Annotated in this window: 17 protein-coding genes, 1 tRNA gene and 1 pseudogene; 8 read left to right on the plus strand and 11 right to left on the minus strand. The window is 50.3% G+C overall.

Going from position 1 to position 21,697, the window contains the following annotated elements; genetic code table 11:
• Positions 1–88: 88 nt before the first annotated feature.
• Positions 89–2,971 (plus strand): bifunctional [glutamate--ammonia ligase]-adenylyl-L-tyrosine phosphorylase/[glutamate--ammonia-ligase] adenylyltransferase, encoded by a 2,883-nt coding sequence (gene glnE / locus KMZ15_RS00510; RefSeq protein WP_223693044.1) that lies wholly within the window; start codon positions 89–91, stop codon positions 2,969–2,971.
• A 24-nt stretch (positions 2,972–2,995) separates the two neighbouring features.
• On the opposite strand, the gene recN is transcribed toward glnE, so the two are convergent.
• Positions 2,996–4,678, minus strand: a complete 1,683-nt coding sequence (gene recN, locus KMZ15_RS00515) for a DNA repair protein RecN (RefSeq protein ID WP_223694610.1) — start codon at positions 4,676–4,678, stop codon at positions 2,996–2,998.
• A gap of 116 nt (positions 4,679–4,794) precedes the next feature.
• The gene (locus KMZ15_RS00520) at positions 4,795–5,715 is read right to left on the minus strand and encodes an NAD kinase (RefSeq protein ID WP_223693046.1); all 921 of its coding nucleotides are present in this window, start codon (positions 5,713–5,715) and stop codon (positions 4,795–4,797) included.
• A 194-nt stretch (positions 5,716–5,909) separates the two neighbouring features.
• Here KMZ15_RS00520 and hrcA point away from each other — a divergent pair, with 194 nt between their 5' ends.
• Positions 5,910–6,929, plus strand: a complete 1,020-nt coding sequence (gene hrcA, locus KMZ15_RS00525; protein ID WP_223693048.1) for a heat-inducible transcriptional repressor HrcA — start codon at positions 5,910–5,912, stop codon at positions 6,927–6,929.
• A 63-nt stretch (positions 6,930–6,992) separates the two neighbouring features.
• Here the strand turns inward: hrcA and KMZ15_RS00530 are convergent, their stop codons facing one another.
• The gene (locus KMZ15_RS00530; protein ID WP_223693051.1) at positions 6,993–7,415 is read right to left on the minus strand and encodes a CCDC90 family protein; all 423 of its coding nucleotides are present in this window, start codon (positions 7,413–7,415) and stop codon (positions 6,993–6,995) included.
• Positions 7,416–7,689: 274 nt separating this feature from the next.
• On the opposite strand from KMZ15_RS00530, the gene hemH reads away from it, so the two are divergent.
• The 5 genes from hemH to KMZ15_RS00555 all read left to right on the plus strand — a co-directional run bounded on the left by hemH (position 7,690) and on the right by KMZ15_RS00555 (position 14,773).
• Complete coding sequence (gene hemH / locus KMZ15_RS00535; protein ID WP_223693054.1) at positions 7,690–8,754, plus strand: ferrochelatase; 1,065 nt, start codon at positions 7,690–7,692, stop codon at positions 8,752–8,754.
• Positions 8,755–8,868: 114 nt separating this feature from the next.
• Positions 8,869–9,444 carry a nucleotide exchange factor GrpE gene (grpE, locus tag KMZ15_RS00540; protein ID WP_223693056.1) on the plus strand — a complete coding sequence of 192 codons (576 nt, stop codon included), beginning with the start codon at positions 8,869–8,871 and terminating at the stop codon, positions 9,442–9,444.
• Between the two features lie 102 nt (positions 9,445–9,546).
• The gene (dnaK, locus tag KMZ15_RS00545) at positions 9,547–11,481 is read left to right on the plus strand and encodes a molecular chaperone DnaK (protein WP_223693058.1); all 1,935 of its coding nucleotides are present in this window, start codon (positions 9,547–9,549) and stop codon (positions 11,479–11,481) included.
• Positions 11,482–11,615: 134 nt separating this feature from the next.
• On the plus strand, positions 11,616–12,740 hold the full coding sequence (gene dnaJ / locus KMZ15_RS00550; RefSeq protein ID WP_223693060.1) for a molecular chaperone DnaJ: 1,125 nt from the start codon (positions 11,616–11,618) through the stop codon (positions 12,738–12,740).
• 74 nt (positions 12,741–12,814) lie between these two features.
• Positions 12,815–14,773 carry a chorismate-binding protein gene (locus KMZ15_RS00555; RefSeq protein WP_223693063.1) on the plus strand — a complete coding sequence of 653 codons (1,959 nt, stop codon included), beginning with the start codon at positions 12,815–12,817 and terminating at the stop codon, positions 14,771–14,773.
• Between the two features lie 41 nt (positions 14,774–14,814).
• Here KMZ15_RS00555 and KMZ15_RS00560 read toward each other — a convergent pair whose 3' ends face one another.
• Positions 14,815–15,213 (minus strand): hypothetical protein, encoded by a 399-nt coding sequence (locus tag KMZ15_RS00560; RefSeq protein ID WP_223693066.1) that lies wholly within the window; start codon positions 15,211–15,213, stop codon positions 14,815–14,817.
• 116 nt (positions 15,214–15,329) lie between these two features.
• Here KMZ15_RS00560 and KMZ15_RS00565 point away from each other — a divergent pair, with 116 nt between their 5' ends.
• Positions 15,330–16,460 carry a glycosyltransferase gene (locus tag KMZ15_RS00565; RefSeq protein ID WP_223693068.1) on the plus strand — a complete coding sequence of 377 codons (1,131 nt, stop codon included), beginning with the start codon at positions 15,330–15,332 and terminating at the stop codon, positions 16,458–16,460.
• Between the two features lie 29 nt (positions 16,461–16,489).
• Here KMZ15_RS00565 and KMZ15_RS00570 read toward each other — a convergent pair.
• The 7 genes and pseudogenes from KMZ15_RS00570 to thiL form a co-directional block, all read right to left on the minus strand.
• A pseudogene (locus tag KMZ15_RS00570) lies at positions 16,490–18,214 on the minus strand (ABC-three component system protein).
• 62 nt (positions 18,215–18,276) lie between these two features.
• Positions 18,277–18,813: an ABC-three component system protein gene (locus tag KMZ15_RS00575; protein ID WP_223693070.1), complete on the minus strand. Its 537-nt coding sequence runs from the start codon at positions 18,811–18,813 to the stop codon at positions 18,277–18,279.
• A 25-nt stretch (positions 18,814–18,838) separates the two neighbouring features.
• Complete coding sequence (locus KMZ15_RS00580; protein ID WP_223693072.1) at positions 18,839–19,231, minus strand: hypothetical protein; 393 nt, start codon at positions 19,229–19,231, stop codon at positions 18,839–18,841.
• Between the two features lie 260 nt (positions 19,232–19,491).
• A tRNA-Met gene (locus KMZ15_RS00585) sits at positions 19,492–19,568 on the minus strand.
• 56 nt (positions 19,569–19,624) lie between these two features.
• On the minus strand, positions 19,625–20,125 hold the full coding sequence (locus KMZ15_RS00590) for a CinA family protein (protein ID WP_223693075.1): 501 nt from the start codon (positions 20,123–20,125) through the stop codon (positions 19,625–19,627).
• Between the two features lie 25 nt (positions 20,126–20,150).
• Positions 20,151–20,693 carry a phosphatidylglycerophosphatase A gene (locus KMZ15_RS00595; protein ID WP_223693077.1) on the minus strand — a complete coding sequence of 181 codons (543 nt, stop codon included), beginning with the start codon at positions 20,691–20,693 and terminating at the stop codon, positions 20,151–20,153.
• Positions 20,683–21,675 carry a thiamine-phosphate kinase gene (gene thiL, locus KMZ15_RS00600; protein WP_223693080.1) on the minus strand — a complete coding sequence of 331 codons (993 nt, stop codon included), beginning with the start codon at positions 21,673–21,675 and terminating at the stop codon, positions 20,683–20,685. The genes KMZ15_RS00595 and thiL overlap by 11 nt, the downstream gene beginning before the upstream one ends.
• Between the last annotated feature and the right edge of the window lie 22 nt (positions 21,676–21,697).

Below are 21,697 nucleotides of genomic sequence, written 5' to 3' on the forward strand. Positions count from 1 at the left end.
GATCCGCCGTTGAAGCTTGGCCGTATTCTCTTTAATTCCATTTAGAAGCTTACATTTACTTCAATTTTTTTGTTAGGTTACGCTAGCGATGCACCCTATTTTGCGAAGCACTATGTACTCTCGTTATAGCAAGCGCATAGTGCACGCCCAGCCTGAGTTGGTGGGTCTGGTCACGCGATGGAGTGCTGCTCCGTTGTCACGAACAGCAATCGCGCACCGGCTTGCTACACTCTTACCAGTGGGCGCGGCGCGCCCCTCTGAAGCGCAGCTCAAGAGCGCGTTGCGGCAACTGCGCACGGAAGTGTTTTGTACGGTGATGGAGCGTGACCTTGCTGGCACCGCTGACCTGACCGAGGTGACTGGCGCGATGAGCGATTTGGCCGAACTAACGATTCAATGCTCGCTCTCCGTACTGAATGCAGAATTGGAAACAGTGTATGGCGCGCCCTATGGTGCGCATGACCCTCTACCACAAACGCTTGGTGTGGTGGGCATGGGCAAGCTGGGTGGATATGAGCTCAATGTCTCATCGGATGTTGATTTAATTTTTGTTTATGCCGACGAAGGTGAAACAACTGGCGGTGAACGCTCGCCCATCTCAAGTCATGAATATTTTTCAAAGCTGGGCAAAAAACTCATTGGCGCGCTGTCTGAATTAACTGCGGATGGTTATGTGTTTCGCGTGGATATGCGTTTGCGGCCTAACGGCGAAGCCGGGCCGCTGGTATGCAGCCTGCCTATGCTAGAGGAATACTTCTATGTTCAAGGGCGCGAATGGGAACGCTATGCTTGGATTAAAAGCCGGTTAGTGAGCGAGACGGAGAGTGACTCCGCTAAGCACCTAGCCGCGCAGCTTGAGGCTCTGGTCCAACCCTTTGTGTACCGGCGCTATCTTGATTTTGGGGTGATTGATGCGGTGCGTGCGCTGCATGCGCAAATTCGGCGAGAAGCGATGCGCCGTGCTTCTATGCGACCCGATAAAGCCGACGATATTAAGCTTGGGCGCGGAGGCATTCGAGAAATTGAATTTTGCGCGCAGGTTTTTCAATTGATCCGAGGCGGCCAAGATGCAGGTTTTCGCGTACGCCCAACCTTGCAAGCCTTAGCGTATGCTGCATCGCAAGGCTTGTTGGCGCCGGCGGTGGCCACCCAACTGGCAGAGGCTTATGGTTTCTTGCGGCAGTTAGAGCATCGTTTGCAGTATGCTGATGATGCGCAAACCCATGTTCTGCCCGTGGCTGAGTCTGAGCGCGCGCGGCTAGCCGCTTCGCTTGGATTTGCTCACTATGAAGCGCTTAGGCAAACATTAGACGGGCATCTGTCCAACGTTGAGCGGCAGTTTAACGAGATCTTTGCAGATAAAAACGATACCCATTATGGGCTTAGTAGTACAGCGAATCGCGCCACCCACCCTATGCCGGCGTCCATAACAGGCGTTGCAGAAACCGTTGGCGCAATAACGGCAGACGCTACGGCACAATCCATGGCGGCGGCAGAAGCTGCCGCACTGGTTTGGAGTGAGGCGCTGGATGATGAAAATACGCCTCAATTACTCGAATACGTGGTGGCCTTGGGTTTTAACGCACCCGCTAAGGTTTTGTCGCGTTTAACCACCGTCTGGCGCTCCGTGCGTCATACCAGCTTGCCCGAAAAAAGCCGCGTGCGTTTTGATTTACTCATCGAGCGGGCGCTCCATTCTATACATGAACTTGCCGCGAAGCGTCGTGATGAAACGCTATTGCGTTTCCTTGATCTGCTCGAAGCCATTAATCGGCGTGGCGCCTACCTTGCATTATTAACCGAATATCCAGCGGCCCTGGCCCGCGTGCTATCAACCTTAGGCGCTTCGCGCTGGGCGGCGGATTACTTATGTTCCCATCCGCAACTGCTAGATGAGTTGCTCGATGATGAGCTGCTAGTCAGTGCGTTCGATTGGCCCGCCTTTAAGGCTGCACTGGCCGCGCGGCTGGCTGCAGCCGATGGGGTTGAGCAGCAGATGGACCTGCTGCGCCATGCGCATCATGCAGAGCTGTTCCGCATTCTTTTACTGGATCTGGCTGGACATATGACGCTTGAGCACGTCAGCGATCGACTGTCTGAGCTTGCAGACGCGATGTTAGACGTGACGCTTGAGGCCGTTTGGCAGCAAGTGCCGCGCCGTCACTGCGCGATTCCGCGTTTTGCGGTGATTGCCTATGGCAAGTTAGGTGGCAAAGAACTGGCTTATGGTTCCGATTTGGATCTGATATTTCTATATGATGACCCAGATGAGGCCGCGCCAGAAATTTATTTAAGTTTTGCACGACGTTTAATCACCTGGTTGACGAGTTCGACGGGTGCCGGCCAGCTGTTTGATATTGATTTGCGGCTGCGGCCAGATGGCGCGTCTGGGCTACTGGTGACTGATCTGAATGCGTTTCGCCGCTATCAATTGCGTGAAGAGGGCGCCGCCAATGCTGCCTGGATGTGGGAGCATCAAGCGCTAACCCGAGCCCGCTATTGTGCCGGCGATGTACGTATTGGCGCGGCGTTTGAAGCCATTCGGACGCAGGTGCTGACTTTGCCGCGTGCCGCGACCACGCTGGCCCAGGAAATAGTGGCGATGCGTGTCCGCGTCTTGGAAGGTCATCCGAATTCAAGTCCACTTTTCGATCTTAAACATGATCGGGGCGGGATGGTCGATATTGAATTTATGGTGCAATATTTTGTGCTGCTTTGCGCCGGGTCATGCCCTGAGCTGATTCGTAATACAGGTAATATTGCTTTGCTACGCACGGCTGCAGGTTACGCGGCGATCACCGCCAGTGAGGCTGACGCCGTAGGCAATGCCTATCGTTTCTACCGTGCCTGGCAGCATAGGTTGCAACTTGATGGCATCGAGCAGCATATGCGGGTGTCAGCCGAGCAGGCGCAAACTCAGCGTGAAGCAGTGCTGGCGCTCTGGGCTCGCGTGTTTAAAAACGCTGCATAAATTAACTCGGTCTGGCCACATGACCTAAACGGCTAGCATCTCCTGCGCATGTTGGCGTGTGGTCGCAGTGATTTCAATGCCGCCTAACATCCTCGCAATTTCTTCGACGCGGCTATGTTGATCGAGTGAAGTCACTAAGCTTACGACTTGCTCAGAGGAGGTGGCTTGCTTGGTCACCCGTAAATGCGCATCACCTCGCGCCGCCACTTGCGGTAAATGTGTGACGCATAACACCTGACGTTGTTGCCCTAGTTGGTGCAGCAAGCGGCCAACTACCTCAGCAACCGCGCCGCCAATGCCGCTATCGACTTCATCGAAGATTAGCGTTGGCGTTGGGTTAGCGGTACTGGTGATAACCGAAAGCGCCAAGCTAATACGTGCCAGTTCTCCACCTGAGGCAACTTTTGCGAGCGGTCGTAATGGTACGCTAGCATGACTCGCGACCCGGAATTCGATGTGCTCGAAGCCGTGAGCACTGCCTAATGGATGTGTTGTTTCTGGTGCAGTCTGCGCCAGTGGCACGAGTGCCACTTCAAAGCGTCCACCCGCCATCGATAAATCTTGCATGCTTGCCGTGACTGCTGCGCTAAGCGTTTGAGCGGCTTGCGCGCGCGCTTTCGATAACTGTTGCGCTAATTTCTCATAATGGGCTCGAGCGCATGTTTCATCGGCATGTAGTCGCTCCGCATCGGTGGCGGCATCCAGTGCTGCTAGCCGGGCGTGGCGCGCGGCATGTTCGGCGGGCAATGCTTCAGGGGGTACGCGGAATTTACGAGCACTGCTATGCAATGCATTCAATCGTGTTTCAGTCTGGGTGAGCCGGGCGGGGTCAAGTTCGAGTCGCTGTGCATAATGATTTAACGTATGCACGGCCTCGCTGATTTGGATTTCAGCCGGCTCCAAGGCCGCTAGCGCATCGGCAAGCTGGTCATCAATTTGTGCTTGTGCGCGGAGCTGAGCAATCAGTGCGCCAAGTTGCGGCAGCATCGCCTGATCGGATTCAGATAATATTTCCAATGCATTTTGCACGCTTTGAATTAAGCTGGCCGCATGAGTTAGGCGCCGGTGTTCTGCGTTGACCGCGTCCCATTCGCCAAGTTGAGGGGCCAACTGGTCAAATTCATCCAATTGCCAGATAAGTTGCTCGCGCTCGAGTTGCATCTCTCGGTTTGCGTCATCTGCGGTTTGCGTTGCATTCATGGCGTCGCGCCAACTGCGCCATGCTTGCGCCGTTTCATTAGCCAGCGGGGCAAGACCCGCATGTAGATCAAATAAAGAGCGTTGTGCCTGTGGACGCATTAATAATTGATGGGCGTGTTGGCCATGCAGATCAACCAGCATTTCGCCGATTTCACGCAGTTGCGTGAGCGTAGCTGGCGTGCCGTTGATAAAAGCGCGTGACCGGCCACTGGCGTCAATCAGTCGGCGTAACAGCACACTATCATGCTCGGTATCATCGAGTGCTTGCTCAGCGAGCCAGTGACGGGCATGATCCGATAAAGTGAATTCAGCAGTAATCTCTGCGCGCGCTTGGCCTGTGCGCACAATGGTCGCATCTGCGCGGGCGCCGAGGGTCAAGGCCAGAGCATCAATCAAAATCGATTTGCCGGCGCCTGTTTCACCAGAAAACACTGTGAATCCAGGTTCAAACTCAAGTTCAAGCGTGGTAACGATAACGAAATCGCGAATCGACAAATGGCGTAGCATCTTAAGTTCAGACAAATAAAAAACACATAAAAATCAGCAAGAAATTTTAGGGTAGCGTAAAACCTAATTTGCAGCTAGCTTGCCGTTACCTTGAACTCGGTCATTTGGCGGGCAGTTCAATTAAATTCAGGATGGGAGCCATACGATGGTGGCTCGCTCCAATGCAATTTTTTGCGCAGCGTTGCATAATAGCTATAACTCAGCGGATGCAAAAAAGGTACAGTATGATTTGAGCGGCGTACTTCGATGGTATCTTCCAACTCCAAGGCGGTGAATGATTGCATATCGAAATTCACGTTAACATCGCGCCCACTCATGATCTGAATCGCAATCTCTGAATCATCGGGCAAGACAATTGGCCGGTTTGACAATGCGTGAGGAGCGATGGGTACGAGTACGATCCCTCCTAGTTGAGGGTGTAAAATCGGCCCTTGCGATGATAAGGCATAGGCCGTTGAGCCGGTTGGGGTAGCGACAATCAGGCCATCGGAACGTTGCTCATACATGAAACAACCATTCACCTGAACCCGTAATTCGACCATGCCAGAAAAGCCACTCCGGTTGACCACCACATCGTTGAAAGCGAGGGCATGATAAATCGGTGCGCCAGCGCGCATGATGCGTGCTTCAAGCAGGGCGCGTTCTTCCCGTTCAAAATTGCCTGCCAGCATGGCCGGGACCGCCTGTTGCATTTCGCTAATTGAAATATCGGTGATAAAGCCAAGTCGCCCGTGATTAATGCCAATCAATGGCGTACCGTAAGGCGCCAGTTGACGGCTAATGGCCAGCATCGTGCCATCACCGCCTAGTACAATAGCCACATCAGCGCGGCCACCTATTTCAGCCAGGGTAAGGATTGGGCAGTTGCTTAAACCATAAGCGGCTAAATCAATCACCTGAGCCGTGTTCGCCTCGAAAACAATTTCAAAACCATCTTGTTGAATGCGGTTAGCGAGGATCGCCAATAACTCTCCAATACGTAGGGCATCAGTGCGGCCGATAAGAGCGATCGTTTTAAAAGGAGCGTTGTTTTGCATAGTTTTACACCGTGATTGAAAAAACGGCGCGAAATTCCGAGATAAAGTTACAAATGGCACGGAAAGGAAACATAGCATGTTTGCCCGAATAGGCAATACTGCTTTTTAATCAGTTCATCTTATTTCGCTCAATTGGGCCAAAAACGGATGGTAAATACGCTGTTACTGTAACGATTGCGCTACAATTTGATGCTATGTTAGACCCACGCGCCAAGATTTTGCTGAAAACCCTGATTGAACGGTATATTGCCGAAGGTCAGCCAGTGGGTTCGCGCACGCTTTCTAAATATTCTGGCCTTGAGCTGAGTCCTGCGACGATCCGTAATGTTATGTCTGACCTTGAGGAATGTGGGCTTATTGTGAGTCCACATACCTCGGCAGGACGCATCCCTACGCCACGCGCCTACCGCCTCTTCGTCGATACGATGCTGGTGGCTCAGCCGCTTACGGACGATGCTCAAGTTGAAAGTACGGTCCGCACCCGGCTGCAGCCGGGTGAGCCGGCCAAGCTGGTGGCGGCTGCGGCCAGTGTGCTATCGAGTTTGTCGCAATTTGCCGGGGTTGTCTTGACGCCGCGCCGCAGCCATATATTTAAGCAGATCGAGTTTATGCGGCTTTCGGAAAAACGCATCCTGCTGATCATTGTGACCCCTGAAGGCGATGTGCAAAACCGCATTATGGCGACGCAAAAGGAATATTCGCCTGCGCAGCTGATTGAGGCATCAAATTATATTAATGCGAATTATGCGGGTTTAAGCTTTAATGAAGTCCGCCAACGCTTACGTGAAGAAATCGAAGCACTGCGTGGCAATATGACTCATTTAATGCAAGCCGCGATTGTCGCAAGTACCGAGGTTTCCGATTCGGGCGAAGCCGTATTGATTTCTGGCGAACGGAATTTACTTGAGGTCGCGGATTTATCATCCGATATGGACCGCTTGCGCAAGCTATTTGATATATTTGACCAGAAAACCGGTTTGTTACAATTGCTTGATGTCTCTAGCCATGCGCAAGGCGTGCAAATTTTTATCGGCGGTGAATCAACGCTCGTACCGATTGAGCAAATGAGTGTTGTCACCTCATCCTATGAAGTCGATGGCAAAATTGTGGGCACACTCGGCGTCATTGGTCCGACGCGCATGGCGTATCAACGTGTGATTCCGATTGTTGATATCACCGCAAAATTGCTATCGCAAGCACTGAGCCAGCGTTAACCAAAATATGACAGTCATAGCCTGGCTCAGGTTAACGTTAATCGTGAGCTTTGGTGGCCTTGATTAACTGAAAAATTTGCTCAGTGCTGCCGCAGCGCCAAGCAGAGCCGCCATAATGAATGTAAGTTTAATGGTTAAGCGCAGTTCGAGTTTTTCCAGCTTGGAATCCACCTCGGTGCGGAAACCAGAGATATCTTTTCTCAGGTCTTTTATTTCAACTCTTACATCTTTTATTTCAACGCGTAACTCTTCACGCACCCCTTTTATCTCAGTCCGCAAATCCTTTATCTCAGTGCGCACATCTTTTATTTCATGCTGTAACTCTTCTTTAACAGCTTGCAAGTCTTGTTTGGTGGGCAGCTCTTGGAAGTTGACGGCAAATATCTCTGATAAGACTTCTGCCTCAGCTTCTGCGTGAGCGCTTGAAACGCCTGCTTCTTTCAGGCGTTTAGCAAATTTTAGTGTGTCAAATAAAGCGATAGCCATGACGTATTCCCTCAGTTTTTTCAAATTTAACATAGGTAGCATATTGAGCCTAATGATTTATTGGCATTGCTTTTACTGATGCATATTCGTACACACACTCAGTACTTTATTTGGAGCAAGCCATAATTTATACCATTAAGTATAAATATAAACCAATTTATGCGAGGTGTAAATAAAAAAATAGGCTATATATAAAAATCTTGCGATAGTCTCGGTTTTTCAAAAAAATCATCGCTGATCTTGTTCATTTCCTTATTTCTTATGGTCTGTCCCGATGCATTTTGAGCTTGAACCACAGGCCCGCCCAAGTCATTCATCGCGTGTTGCGGTATTGTTGATTAACCTTGGTACACCGGATGCGCCAACGCCACGCGCCGTTAGGCGTTATTTGGCCGAATTTTTATCTGATCCGCGTGTGATTGAAATTCCAGCATTGATCTGGCAATGGATTTTGCGCTTGTTTATATTGCCCTTGCGCGGGCGCCCAGTGGCGGCTAAATATGCGTCAATATGGTTGCCTGAAGGCTCGCCTTTGCGGGTCTATACCGAGCAACAGGCTAAAGCATTGCAACAGCAACTTAAAGCGCAAGGTGACGAGGTCAGTGTGGAATACGCGATGCGCTATGGCGCGCGCAATATCCCTGCTATGCTGACCCAATTAAAGCGCGCAGGGATCGAGCGTATCTTGTTGGTGCCGATGTATCCACAATATTGCGCAGCCACTACCGCCTCCTCTTTTGATCGCGCGTTTACTGCTTTGCAGCATATGCGCAACCAGCCTGAGTTGCGAACGATTCGGCACTATGCGGATTTTCCGCCTTATATTGCGGCACTTGCGGCACAGGTACGCGCTCATTGGGCGGTGCATGGCAAGCCGGATTTTGCCTTAGGAGGCCGCTTGCTGCTGAGCTTTCATGGAGTGCCTAAGCGCATCATCGATTTAGGTGATCCATACTATATACACTGTCAGCTAACCGCAACCTTGTTAGCGCAAGCATTGAATTTATCGGAAACTGAATCTCTGTTAACGTTTCAATCACGCTTTGGTCGTGCTGCATGGCTCAAGCCTGATACTGCATTAGTACTCAAGGAGTTAGGGGCGGCAGGGGTAAAGCGGGTTGATGTATTTTGTCCTGGCTTTCCGGCAGATTGTTTAGAAACGCTCGAAGAAATCGGCATGGAAGGGCGCGATATTTTTCTGCAGGCGGGAGGCGAGGAATATCATTACATTCAATGTCTGAATGCTGCGCCGTCGTTTATCGCTAGCCTAGCAGAATTGGTCAGAGTGCACCTGCAAGGTTGGGTGGCTCAAAATTCGTCGGGCCCCCTCTTGAAATAAAGGGTTTGGCCCTAAATATAAGTTCTTATAAAAGTTGTATACCGTAAAACTTCCTTTAACGGGATACGTGCGTTGTGTAAAATTATTCTTTTAAACTGGATAAGCAGATTAAATATGGAAGAAAAGCAGCCTGACCAAACGATTCAGCCACATGATGTGCCAAAGACTGAGGCCACACCGCAAGAAAGTACCCCGCTGATTGAGCCGGCGCTTGTCAAGGCGCTGGAAAAAATCGCCGAACTCGAGGGAAATTACCTGCGTGCAAAGGCTGAAACCGAAAATATGCGCCGCCGCGCCCAAGAGGATGTTGAAAAAGCACATAAATTCGCAATAGAGCGTTTCGCTGAGCATCTTTTGCCTGTGCTGGACAGTTTTGAAGCCGCTCTGACCGATTCTTCAAGCGATATCGCCAAAGTGCGCGAAGGGATTGAACTGACTCTGCGCCAGTTTAATAATGCGCTTGAAAAAGGACGTGTCGTGGCGATTAGTCCAGCGCTTGGCGAGAAATTCGATCCGCATCTGCATCAAGCCATTTCAATGGTCAGTGCTGAGCAGGAACCCAATACGGTCGTTACCGTTTTGCAAAAAGGCTATCTGATTGCTGAGCGTGTCCTGCGCCCGGCGCTCGTGACTGTCTGCGAGCTTAAGAACTCTACGCCAACGCCTGTGCCTCATGCTGGCCTTGCGTAAAAATACACCTTGAAAATAAGCATATCGTACTTATTTTCAATTTAGTTTGAATAAACAGGTAAGTAATACACTTACAAAGCTTTAAAAGATTAGGAGAATAAAATGGGTAAAGTTATCGGCATTGACCTCGGCACCACCAACTCTTGCGTCTCAGTGATGGAAGGCAATCAGGTCAAAGTGATTGAAAATTCAGAAGGCGCTCGTACCACGCCTTCTATCGTGGCTTATATGGAAGATGGTGAGATTTTTGTCGGTGCGCCGGCTAAGCGGCAAGCCGTGACCAATCCACGTAATACGATTTACGCAGTTAAGCGCCTGATCGGGCGGCGTTTTGAAGAAAAAGAAGTGCAGAAAGACATTGGCTTAATGCCATATAAAATCATTAAAGCAGATAATAATGATGCCTGGGTTGACGTGCGTGGCGAAAAACTTGCGCCACCACAAATTTCGGCTGAAATCCTGCGCAAAATGAAAAAAACGGCGGAAGACTATCTAGGCGAGCCGGTCACCGAGGCGGTTATCACCGTACCTGCTTACTTTAATGACAGTCAGCGCCAGGCAACCAAAGACGCAGGCCGGATTGCTGGGCTTGAAGTCAAGCGCATCATCAACGAGCCTACTGCGGCAGCGCTTGCTTTTGGGTTGGACAAAAAAGAAAAAGGGGATCGTAAAATCGCCGTTTATGACTTAGGCGGCGGCACCTTTGACGTATCGATCATCGAAATAGCCGACGTTGATGGCGAAATGCAATTTGAAGTCCTGTCGACCAACGGCGATACTTTCCTGGGTGGCGAGGACTTTGATCAGCGCATTATTGACTACATTATCGGCGAGTTTAAAAAAGAGCAGGGCGTTGATCTATCGAAAGATGTGCTGGCGTTGCAACGCCTAAAAGAAGCTGCTGAAAAAGCCAAAATCGAGCTTTCGAGTCTGCAACAAACCGAAATTAACCTGCCCTATGTTACGGCGGATGCAAGCGGGCCTAAGCATCTGAACATGAAGATTACGCGTGCCAAACTTGAGGCGCTGGTTGAGGAGTTGATCACACGCACGATCGAGCCATGCCGTACCGCGATCAAAGATGCGGGCGTGAAAGTGAGCGAGATTCACGACGTTATTTTGGTTGGCGGCATGACGCGTATGCCAAAAGTGCAAGAGAAGGTCAAAGAATTTTTCGGTAGAGAACCTCGCCGTGACGTCAATCCAGATGAAGCAGTAGCTGTGGGCGCCGCGATTCAGGGCCAAGTGCTGTCGGGGGACCGTACCGATGTGCTATTGCTCGACGTGACGCCATTATCGCTTGGGATTGAAACGCTGGGCGGCGTGATGACCAAGATGATTAAAAAGAACACCACGATCCCTACGAAATATTCACAAGTGTTCTCAACGGCCGATGACAATCAGCCCGCCGTGACAATCAAAGTGTTCCAGGGCGAGCGTGAAATGGCTGCGGTGAATAAATTGCTGGGTGAATTTAACCTTGAAGGAATTGCTCCTGCGCCGCGTGGGTTGCCGCAAATCGAAGTGACTTTCGATATTGACGCCAATGGGATTTTGCATGTGTCGGCTAAGGATAAGGCAACTGGCAAAGAAAACAAGGTCACGATTAAAGCCAACTCAGGGTTGTCTGAAGCTGAAATTGAACAGATGGTGAAAGACGCTGAAGCCAATGCTGTTGAAGACCAGAAGCTGCGCGAGCTGGCCGATACGCGCAATCAAGGCGATGCCTTAGCACATAGCACCAAGAAAGCGCTGGCTGAGCATGGCGATAAGCTTGATGCTAGCGAGAAGACTAGCATTGAGGACGCATTAAAAGCGCTTGAAGAGATGCTAAAGCGTAGCGATGCGGATAAAGCGGAGTTCGATGCAAAGATCGAAGCGCTCGCCCAAGTTTCACAAAAACTGGGTGAAAAAATGTATGCCAATATGCAAGCAGATCAGGCGGCAGGTGAGTCAGCCGGCGCGGCTCAGGCAGAGGCCGGCGGCTCGAAAGAAGATGTGGTTGATGCTGATTTCACGGAAGTTAAGAAAGACTAAAGCTTGCTGAAAGAGCGCGTGCTTTAATTGAAAGCCGCATCAACAATGCCTGGTGAACCTTTCGGTTCGCCGGGCAAATCTTATTTGTAGACATGGAGCGGTTCGCTAAAAATTTAAGCGAATCCTGAATCAATATGGCGAAACGGAATTACTACGACGTTTTGGGGATCCCCAAAAACGCAAGCGATGACGAAATCAAGAAAGCATATCGTAAGCTTGCGATGAAGCATCACCCGGACCGTAACCCAGATAATAAAGACTCAGAAGCGCATTTTAAAGAGGTCAAAGAAGCCTATGAAATGCTTTCCGACCCGCAAAAACGCGCAGCCTATGATCAATATGGTCATGCTGGCGTTGACCCCAATATGGGCGGCGGGCAGCAAGGTTTCGGTGGTTTTGCAGATGCCTTTGGCGACATCTTTGGCGATATTTTTGGCGGTGGCCAAGGACGTGGTCAGGCCGGTGGTTCGCGCGTGTATCGAGGCGCCGATTTGCGTTATGGCATGGAAATTTCACTTGAGCAGGCTGCCCGCGGCTACGAAACCCAAATTCGGGTACCCTCCTGGGAGTCATGCACGACCTGCAGTGGTTCGGGGGCCGCGGCCGGCACGAAACCACAGACCTGCCCAGGTTGTTCTGGCACGGGAGCTGTGCGGATGTCGCAAGGATTTTTCAGCGTTCAGCAAGCCTGCCCAAAGTGCCATGGTAGCGGTAACTATATTGCACAGCCATGTAACTCTTGTCACGGTGCCGGTAAAGTCAAAAAAAATAAGACCCTGGCCGTCAATATCCCCGCCGGCATTAATGATGGCATGCGCATCCGCTCATCAGGTAATGGCGAGCCTGGCCTAAATGGTGGTCCGCCGGGGGATTTATATGTAGAAATTCATATCAAGCCACATGCCGTTTTTGAGCGTGATGGTGACGATTTGCATTGCCAGATGCCGATGCCATTTACCACTGCGGCTCTGGGCGGGGACATAGAAGTGCCCACTCTGCATGGGCGCGCGAGCTTTAACGTACCGGAAGGCACGCAGCCAGGGAAAACTTTCCGCTTGCGCAGTAAAGGTATTAAAGGGGTGCGTTCCAATGTGGCGGGGGACCTCTACGTGCACGTGCAAGTTGAAACCCCAGTTAAACTCACCGACGACCAACGGGCATTGCTTAAGCAATTTGAGCAATCGTTAGCGGATGGCGGCGAGCGACATAACCCGCAAAGCAAGCGCTGGTTCGATCGAGTCAAAAGCTTTTTCGAATAAGCCTCAAACCTTTACGTTGCGTAGTTCTAAGATTGAGAGTGGTGCCGTGACGTTAAGGAAGATGTTTAGGTGAGATGATGGTAGTCACGGATTTAACGGACGCTGATTGCTTTGCTTTGCTCGATGATTGTGACGCGAGCGAGGTAGCCCCTACGAGTCGCCTGTACACCGGTTTAGCGCATCAACGTATATGCGTTGAGATAGGCGATTGGGACTCTGTGTGTAATGCCGTAGACGCTGACTTGCGCGCTGGGCTGCATGCGGTTGCATTAGCTGACTATGAATGGGGTGTGCGGGCGCTGCTCAAGCAAACAGAATGGGCTGAGCCAAACCATGACAGCGCAACCACGCCGTCATTTCGGTTCTTGTTGTTTCGTGAGTGCGCACATCTGGCACGGCATGAAGCTGACGCATGGCTTGCCATGCGTGATGCAGCGGCTCTTGAGCCGAGTGTGGCCGGTATTGCCGAACTCCACGCCAGCGTAGATGAAGCTGATTTTAAGCAGGCGCTTTCATCGATCCAGGCGGCATTGCATGCCGGAGATACATATCAAATCAATTACACGTATCGGCTGAATTTCAAAGCTTTCGGTTCACCCGTTGGCTTGTATCGGCGCTTACGTGGGCGTCAACCGGTATCCTACGGCGCACTCATTGCGCTGCCCAATGATCGTTGGCTCATTTCTTGCTCGCCGGAACTTTTCTTGCGTCACCAAGTAGGAAAAATCACCGCCCAGCCGATGAAAGGCACGGCTGCCCGCGTGCCTGAAGCGTTAGCGGATACCGATGCTGCCACTGCGTTAGCTTCTGAGCCGAAAACCTGCGCAGAAAATCTAATGATTGTTGATTTGCTGCGCAATGATATTAGCCGTATCGCACAGACTGGCTCGGTGCAAGTACCCGCCTTATTTGCGGTTGAACCACACCCGACGGTTTGGCAAATGACCTCGACCGTAACCGCGCAATTGCGTGCGGAGGTTAATTTTGCCGTGATTATGCGTGCGCTTTTTCCATCGGGCTCGATTACGGGCGCCCCCAAATATCGTGCGATGCAATTGATTCGGGCACTTGAGAGTACGGAGCGTGGCGTATATACCGGAGCCATTGGTTGGCTTGATGCGCCCCCGTTAAGACCGTCATCGTTGTCAACTGCAACCCCATCTAGTCAATTACCTTTGCTATCTCTGCCAGCGGTGCCTAATGGATCCATACCGGCCTGCGGCAATTTCTGTCTATCGGTGGCAATTCGCACCTTGACCCTCGAGGCGCGGCGCTCTGACGGCCTGCGCGATGGCCGTCTAGGGATTGGGGCGGGAATTGTATACGATAGCGTCGTGGCCGATGAATACGCCGAATGTAGATTAAAAGCCCGTTTTTTAACTGAGATGGATCCAGGTTTTGCGCTGATTGAGACGATGTACGCAACACGCGAGCAGGGGGTGCGTCATCTTGCGCGGCATTGGCAGCGTTTGCGTGAAACTGCGCATTATTTTGGTTTTAACTGGGATATTAACGCCTTGCGCACGAGACTCGATGCAACGATCGCTACCTTGCCAGCAAACTCGGCACAACGGCTGCGGCTGACCTTAAATAAATATGGCGAGATTGAAATCACAAATATGCCATTTGTGTCGCTGCATCAACCCGTCAAAGTGCTGCTTGCGGCGGACGCGGGTTTTGCGCCAGTGGCGGCAGGCGATGTATGGTTACGTTATAAAACAACCGTACGCCCAAGCTATGAGCGTGCTCAGACTGAAGCTAAGCGCCTTAATGTATTTGATTTGCTGTTTTGTAATACACGCGGCGAGGTCACTGAAGGAGCGCGTAGTAGTATTTTTATTAAACTTAAAGATCGTTGGGTGACTCCGCCGGTTAAAAGTGGGCTTTTGCCTGGCACCATGCGCGCAGCCTTACTTGAAGATGCAACATGGGATGCCACTGAGCGCACGCTTACACTCAATGATTTGTATAGGGCAGAAAAGTTGATTGTTTGTAATGCATTACATGGGACATTAGAGGCAAAGCTGGCTTAGTCAGTTAGCCAGTCCATTGCCGGTATTTTGCAACCCAATATTTATAATCGGAAATGACGCAATGCGTTATTGGTCCAGGGTAAATGAAGTGCTTGCCGTATATCTTCACGCAACAGCGATAAAATTCCGCTTAAATCGATGTTTTTATTCGCAACAAATTCTTCCATAAATTTATCTATGGCGGCGATGAGTTCTTTTGAACCAAAAATCTGAATATCTGCTATGGCAGATTCAACATTAGCGATTTGACTATCCGTCAATTTTTCTCGGTTAGACGCAGACTCTAGTTTCCGATAGGCGTCTAGTAAATATTCAGTAATGAGGTCGCGTTGTTTGTTCTTACGGTCTCTAAGAACACCGAATTGATAGGTCACAATCCATCCCGTAATAGCAATTAATCCAGCAATTGAATGTTGATACTTTTCAAGTATTTCAAGCATAAATTTCGCTGACATAAATTACATCAATAATTAGTTTAGGTTAAAATATTATAATAATCAATAGGAAATAATCTGGATAATGAAACAGATATTTCAAAGAAATTCGAGACTCATCAATGAAAATTCTATACACAAACTTCCACGTGAGCTATGGTGGCGGCCATACAACCTATATAGCCATTCTGGCCGAGTCGCTACGAGCGCATCACGAAATATGGGTTGCGGTTCCACCCACAAGCAAGCTGTACCTGCTTTGCCAAGCCATCCCTAACATTAACGTTGTTGCTATGCCTTTTCCGAGTAAGCCGAGGGAATGGCGGGACATATTCAGTACGCGCAAACGGTTGCGCACGATGTTCGAAAAAGAACGTTTCGACATTGTGCACGTTAACGGTTCACCGGACCATCGTTTGGTCATGTACGCTATCTTCGGCTTGCATGGGAAAAGGCCGCGGGTAGTTTATACAAAACATAACTCGCTACCAGTCGGAAAGCATTTCGGCAGTCAGCTTCGAGTGAAATATGCAACCGATCACGTGATTGCGGTATCACGTCACACCAGCCGTCTGCTTGACGGTACGCCTTATGCTAAGCGCGAGGTGTCGGTGATCCCAAATGGTGTAGATGTAGAGCATTTTCACCCTTTTAACGACGAAGCCTCGCAGCATGCACGTTTGCGTATGGTCGGCCCTGAACATGCGGGTAAATTCATTGTTGGGAGTGTTGCAGGTACTGCCGACTACAAGGGGTGGATCGATATGGTGACGGCAATCGCGAGCTTGCCTGTCCTGGTGCGCGAAACGATGCATATCTTGATTGCGGGTGAAAGTCCGAGTTCTTCGCAGCGGCAACAAGTTGCTCAACTCGGCATGTCCGAGCATGTTACCTTCGCTGAGAATTTATTGGATGTACGGCCATGCATCGCGGCTTTCGATATTGGTTTTGTGCTCTCCTATGCAGAGGCGATTTCTTTTGCTTGTCGCGAAATGATGGCGATGGGGAAGCCCGTTATTGTGGCAAATTGCGGGGGCTTATCAGAGAATGTCTCTGATGGCGAAGATGGCTGGATTGTCCCGCAGCGCGATCCCGATGCGATCTCGAGTTTGCTTAGGGAGATTACAGGCAAGCCTGAGACCTTGCGAGCGATGGGAGAGTCCGCCCGGCGCAAAAGTGAGGTGCATTTTGAGAAAACATTGTTTGTACAAGAGACCGAAGCCGTCTACCGACGCCTCACCATGTCAACTTGAGTCACTCTCGAATGTTCGGCATCTGAATATTAGCCAAATCTAATACCAAATAACCCGCCATCCTCGGTTGCATCGGTTAGACGGGTAGGCAACACGTAGTCACTGAGATCGAAGCCGTCAATTTTTTCTTTGAACGCATCGTCCTCGTTCATCGTTACAATATATTGGAAACCGAGCTCTGCGGAAATTTCTGCGCCTAGGCGTAGTGCACTAATGACTTGTCGGCCATCAACACCATCAAATAGGTGGCTATCATGTATCAGAAAATTCGGACCTATCTGGCGCTTCGCGCATAAGCGCATAAGCATCATGTCGAAGCAGAAAATTTGCATGTTTTTGATGCCTTTGCTGCGTTGGCCTTGCATCTGAAATTTGAATGAGGGCCCGTTCAGAGTTGCGTCGATAGTCATGCTGCCAGCCGCCTCGTAGAGTCGCTGTGATGTTCCCTCAAAGGCAATGATTGCTTCAGACAACTGCTCTTTTCGTTCAGTGAAGTCACGTTGTAGCCGAAGCATGAGCATGCTACGCTCAATTTTTAGCTCGTTTTTTGTGCTCTCTATTTGTTCCACCGTTGCTAAGTGTTGCCGTAAGGATTTTGCTTCCGACTCAAGTCGTCCAAACTCCGCCTGTAGTTTAAGGAATTGGTCAAGTGCGCCATGGCTTTTGAGGATACTCATGACTTCGGCGCGCCGCTGATCCAACTGAGCCTTCTCCCTATCACGAACTCTAATGCGCTGGTTTGCCGCTTCAAGTTCGCTGGACAAATAATCCTTGCGATTTCGCACGACCGATTCGTGGAAGCTTTTAACATCTTCGTAGCGTTGCATCACCATTCCCGGTAGCGTGATACCCGCCTCTCGGTAAATAGTTTGCAGATCCTCGAGTTCAGGAGGAACTTCTAATTTGAGAGCGTTTTCCAGGTCACTGATAGCCGCGAAATCAATAGTGTTGTCGTTGGCGAGTTCATTAAGTTGACGAGTTAGCTAAGCACTTTCGACTTCTAGCTCTCGGTACTCTGGCAGGACTCGGAAACTTTCGATTTGTGCAGAGAGTTTGCTGAGGTGGGCTTCTTGCAGAGTTACCTGTGTGCGTAGGTCGGCTGCTTTGCCGACGATTGAGCCAAATGCTCCATTCTCAGCCACTTTTTTTAACACTTCTAGCATCTTTTCTTGATCGCGGACAATTTGCCAATCGCGTGCTATCTGCCAGTCCAATCCGAGTAAAAACATCAGTGCCATCTGCATATCACCGGTTTTTTGTTTGCCTGCTTGCTTTTCGGGGGTTGTGAAGGCTTCGCTTGATTGCCGGCGGGCGAAATACGTAAAAAGCGAACGGAATGTAGGAGGGGAGCTGCCCGCAGTTTCTAAGCTGCTTAGGCCGAACATACTTTCACCGAGTACGCTGTTCCAATCTGTCACGGAGTATTTAGCGTTGGCAGTTGGTGGGCTTATCACGCAGATCTCGGATTTGGTAGTCCCGACACTACGTTCGACAACAGTGCGGACACTCTGCACATCGAAGTCTATGCCAAAGGTATGATCAATAAGCTCTGGAGTTTTGAAAATCGAGGTTTTTTCGGCGTTTGCGCCCATCAGAAAATTCACAATCTCGACGAAACTCGTTTTGCCGGCACGATTGCGAGTTTGTTTGCTGCTTGCGCCTTTGGTTTTTTCGGCCAGCAAGACATTGAGCCCTGGCCTTAGATCGCAAAGCTTCTTGAATGTTGGCAGCGTGCTAAAGATACTATGGATCAAGAGATTCTCCGTGTTACCAGCCCATTTTTGAGCTTAACAATGCGCGATCCTGTGAAAGGTGCTTAGATGGCAAGATCATACTGATGTCCTTGTTTGGGTACCCTCAAAGTTGCCTGAGCATCCTCAAAGATCTCACACTCTTCAAACAAATAGGCCATGACAGCCAGTACGGCGGCCTTGTGTTGTGGGCTTGTATTTGCCGTACCTCCTGCCCATGCTTCAAGCTGACCAAAAATCAGATCAGGAAGAAGAGGGGGTGTACTCTCTCTTAAAGTTAGATATTCAGCTTTAAATGCTGATGCAATTTGTTCACCATAGGTCGGATCTCTCCAAGCTTCAAAGAATTCTCTAACGAGTGATGATTTTCGCATGCCGATTTTTAGAAAATCGGCGACAACTGGCGATAAAAGATTGGCCTCGATTTTCCCGCGCGATACATCTTTTACCTCACTCGTCTTGGGTTCCGCCCCGATGCTAATGTGATCGAGCACAAGTTTCAAATCACTGTATGAAAGATTGACATTCGCTTCCATAGTGAGTGAAGGGCCAAACCAGGACTCCAAATCCTGAGGATTTAACTGACGGAACTTCGTGAGCATTTCTTCGTATCCGTAAAGGCTGATTTTAAGCCTCGGATTTTGTTGGCGAAGTTCGAGAAGCGCTTTTAATGAGGTCCGGTCCTAAACGGCCATCTGGGGCGTTGTGGACGAATGTCCACTCATCGAAATATTCTTCCCAGTATTTTAACGCCCCTTGAAAGCCCTCATGGATCTTCTTGATAGTCTTCTTTGCCGCTAATTCGTTTGGAGCATAGCACTGGAACAAGGTACGTGTTGATGAAAGGTACCCATCGTTTTTTCGGTCGCCAAGATTGCCCCACGGACAACAGGCCATGAAATCATTCTGATGAGCTTTTTGCATCAATTTTTCGAATAAACGCTGAAACTCGTCGCCTTTGGCTCGCATGAAGGCAAGGTAGAAATCTTTCTCGTAGCTGAGTTGTTGTATGCGATTCATCAGATCTAGGGGTCTTTGTTTACGCCAAATGACTTGACTTATCACGCTTGAATTTCAGACCATCAGCAATGAGCAAGTCTTGCTTTATCCCGTTTTTACTGACACTGCTGATTTTAGGTCATTTTCGCAACCGATTCTTTCGTTGCGTTATTATAATCGCGACTTTTGGGAGTCTGTGCCGCGTATTGCACCGTTAATTGCTCCATGGGGAGCTGGCAAAAGAAAGCTTTGGAATGACTGCGTGCAAAGCCATAATTAAATGGTGGCGAATCAGGGATTCGAACCCCGGACCTGCGGATTATGATTCCGTCGCTCTAACCGACTGAGCTAATTCGCCAAAGAATGCAGATTATGCCGATCGCGCACGAAAACGTCAACTTCCAATTTTGTTTTTTAGACTTCTTGCTCGTCTAGCAGCCTCAAAATGCCACGTAATGCATGCGTTGCCGCTGACCGGCGAATCTGTTGGCGCTCACCTTTGAATAATAGCATTTCGCTGGTGGTATGCAGACGGTTGCTCCAGGCAAAATAAACCGTGCCAACGGGTTTGTGTTCAGTTGCGCCACCGGGTCCAGCAAGGCCTGTGATAGCGACGGCAATTTGCGCGCGGCTATTGCGTAGCGCACCTTCAGCCATGGCTCGGGCGACCGGTTCGCTCACTGCGCCGTGCCGTTCAATAAGTTCAGTTGGCACGCCAATCATTGCCGTTTTCGATTGGTTAGAATACGTGATAAAACCACGCTCAAACCATTGGCTACTACCGGAAATCTCTGTAATCGCGGCGGCTACAAGTCCGCCCGTGCAGGATTCTGCACTGGTTAAGAATAGCCGCCCGGCGCGTAGCTGATTGCCAACCCGAATGGCCAACTGATGAATGACACTGTCTGTTTCCATGAAAAAATCGTCGGTGATAAGTGGATCAATAAGAGGCGAACCGTGTCCACAGTGCAAGCGTCAGTAAAGTACAAAGCGCCGCTGCTATGTCGTCTAGCATGATGCCGAGACCGCCTTTAACCCGCTGGTCAAAATAACGGATTGGCTGTGGTTTAACCATATCGAAAAATCGAAAGATTAAAAAGGCTGCCAACTGCATCGAAAAGGGGGCGGGCATGACAAAGAGTAGTACCAACCAGAAGGCAACGGTTTCATCCCAATTCACCGCGCTTGGGTCTTGTGCGCCAAGTGCCTTGGCGGTATAGGCGCAAGCTGGGATACCCGCTAAAAAGCCAATCACAATCAGTGCTAACCAGTGCTCAGGCGCAAAATAACGATCAAGCGCAACGAAGGATAACCAACCCAATAATGTGCCTAACGTTCCGGGCATAATCGGTGACAGTCCGCTGCCTAAGCCAAGCGACATTATATGGGCTGGATGTGAAAACAAAAAACACACCGTTAGCCGTTGCTTAGGTTGTTTCGGAGCAGGCGGCTTGCCAGCGGTCGTTGCAGTCTCAGGATACATGAGTGTCAAAATGGTCAAATCCACGTAGTGGTGCGCACAGTGGAGTGTTATTGGTGGTGTGCCACAGGATCTGTGCCTTGGATGGATCAAAGGCCGTTATTGTACCGATACGAGTAAGCGGTAGGCCCAGATTTTCTGCCAGTGCTGCCAGTGCGCCACGGCTATTGGTGGGAGCGGTAAAGCATAACTCATAATCGTCGCCACCACTTAGCGTACAGCGTTGTTGTATGGTAAGCGGCTGCTTTTCTAAGATGGCGGAGCGCGGCAGTTGATCAACTTCGATGATGGCATTAACCTTAGAGCGTTTGACCAGGTGCATTAAATCACCGGCGAGGCCATCCGATAGGTCAAGTGCTGCATGGGCAATCCCCGTCAACGCCTGGCCTAATGCAATCCGCGGTTGTGGCCATTCAAGTGCGCGTTGCAGCGCAGGCCAATCATGAGTCGTGACAGTCCATTCCTGGCGCAGTGCGCCGAGTGCCAGGCGGGCATCGCCTAACACCCCTGATACCCAAATATCATCGCCAACGCAGGCTGCCGCCCGTGTGAGCGCTTGTCCATGCTTGACCTCGCCAAATACAGTCAGGCAGAGATTGAGTGGGCCGGCAGTGGTATCGCCGCCAATCAGTTCGCAGTCGTATTGATCTGCGAGTGCAAATAAGCCCTCGCTAAATGGCGCGAGCCATTGCGCGCGCGCCTCAGGCAGAGCTAAGGCAAGGGTAAAGGCGCGTGGCGTGGCGCCCATTGCAGCGAGATCAGACAAATTCACTGCGAGCGCCTTATGACCCAGTCCGCGTGGATCTGTATCCGCAAAAAAATGGCGCCCGGCAACCAGCATATCAGTGGATACCGCTAAATGGTGATTAGGGGCGAGGTTAAGCAGCGCGCAATCGTCCCCCGTGCCCAGCATAATGCTGGGTGCGTAGGGTGTTTGGCGGGGGCGCGTGAAAAAGCGCTCGATGACATCAAATTCAGTTAGCATGAGGAAAATGAAGAATAGCGCT

This window comes from Mycoavidus sp. HKI (assembly GCF_020023735.2).
Lineage (GTDB): Bacteria > Pseudomonadota > Gammaproteobacteria > Burkholderiales > Burkholderiaceae > Mycoavidus.

Excerpts from the sequence above, each read along its gene's own strand:
- KMZ15_RS00580 (WP_223693072.1), bottom strand. The coding sequence starts at position 19,231 with ATGAATCGCATACAACAACTCAGCTACGAGAAAGATTTCTACCTTGCC.
- glnE (WP_223693044.1), top strand. The coding sequence starts at position 89 with ATGCACCCTATTTTGCGAAGCACTATGTACTCTCGTTATAGCAAGCGC.
- KMZ15_RS00520 (WP_223693046.1), bottom strand. The coding sequence starts at position 5,715 with ATGCAAAACAACGCTCCTTTTAAAACGATCGCTCTTATCGGCCGCACT.
- hemH (WP_223693054.1), top strand. The coding sequence starts at position 7,690 with ATGCATTTTGAGCTTGAACCACAGGCCCGCCCAAGTCATTCATCGCGT.
- KMZ15_RS00590 (WP_223693075.1), bottom strand. The coding sequence starts at position 20,125 with ATGGAAACAGACAGTGTCATTCATCAGTTGGCCATTCGGGTTGGCAAT.
- grpE (WP_223693056.1), top strand. The coding sequence starts at position 8,869 with ATGGAAGAAAAGCAGCCTGACCAAACGATTCAGCCACATGATGTGCCA.
- KMZ15_RS00565 (WP_223693068.1), top strand. The coding sequence starts at position 15,330 with ATGAAAATTCTATACACAAACTTCCACGTGAGCTATGGTGGCGGCCAT.
- KMZ15_RS00595 (WP_223693077.1), bottom strand. The coding sequence starts at position 20,693 with ATGTATCCTGAGACTGCAACGACCGCTGGCAAGCCGCCTGCTCCGAAA.
- recN (WP_223694610.1), bottom strand. The coding sequence starts at position 4,678 with ATGCTACGCCATTTGTCGATTCGCGATTTCGTTATCGTTACCACGCTT.
- KMZ15_RS00560 (WP_223693066.1), bottom strand. The coding sequence starts at position 15,213 with ATGCTTGAAATACTTGAAAAGTATCAACATTCAATTGCTGGATTAATT.
- KMZ15_RS00575 (WP_223693070.1), bottom strand. The coding sequence starts at position 18,813 with ATGCTCACGAAGTTCCGTCAGTTAAATCCTCAGGATTTGGAGTCCTGG.
- dnaK (WP_223693058.1), top strand. The coding sequence starts at position 9,547 with ATGGGTAAAGTTATCGGCATTGACCTCGGCACCACCAACTCTTGCGTC.
- hrcA (WP_223693048.1), top strand. The coding sequence starts at position 5,910 with ATGTTAGACCCACGCGCCAAGATTTTGCTGAAAACCCTGATTGAACGG.
- dnaJ (WP_223693060.1), top strand. The coding sequence starts at position 11,616 with ATGGCGAAACGGAATTACTACGACGTTTTGGGGATCCCCAAAAACGCA.
- KMZ15_RS00555 (WP_223693063.1), top strand. The coding sequence starts at position 12,815 with ATGATGGTAGTCACGGATTTAACGGACGCTGATTGCTTTGCTTTGCTC.
- KMZ15_RS00530 (WP_223693051.1), bottom strand. The coding sequence starts at position 7,415 with ATGGCTATCGCTTTATTTGACACACTAAAATTTGCTAAACGCCTGAAA.
- thiL (WP_223693080.1), bottom strand. The coding sequence starts at position 21,675 with ATGCTAACTGAATTTGATGTCATCGAGCGCTTTTTCACGCGCCCCCGC.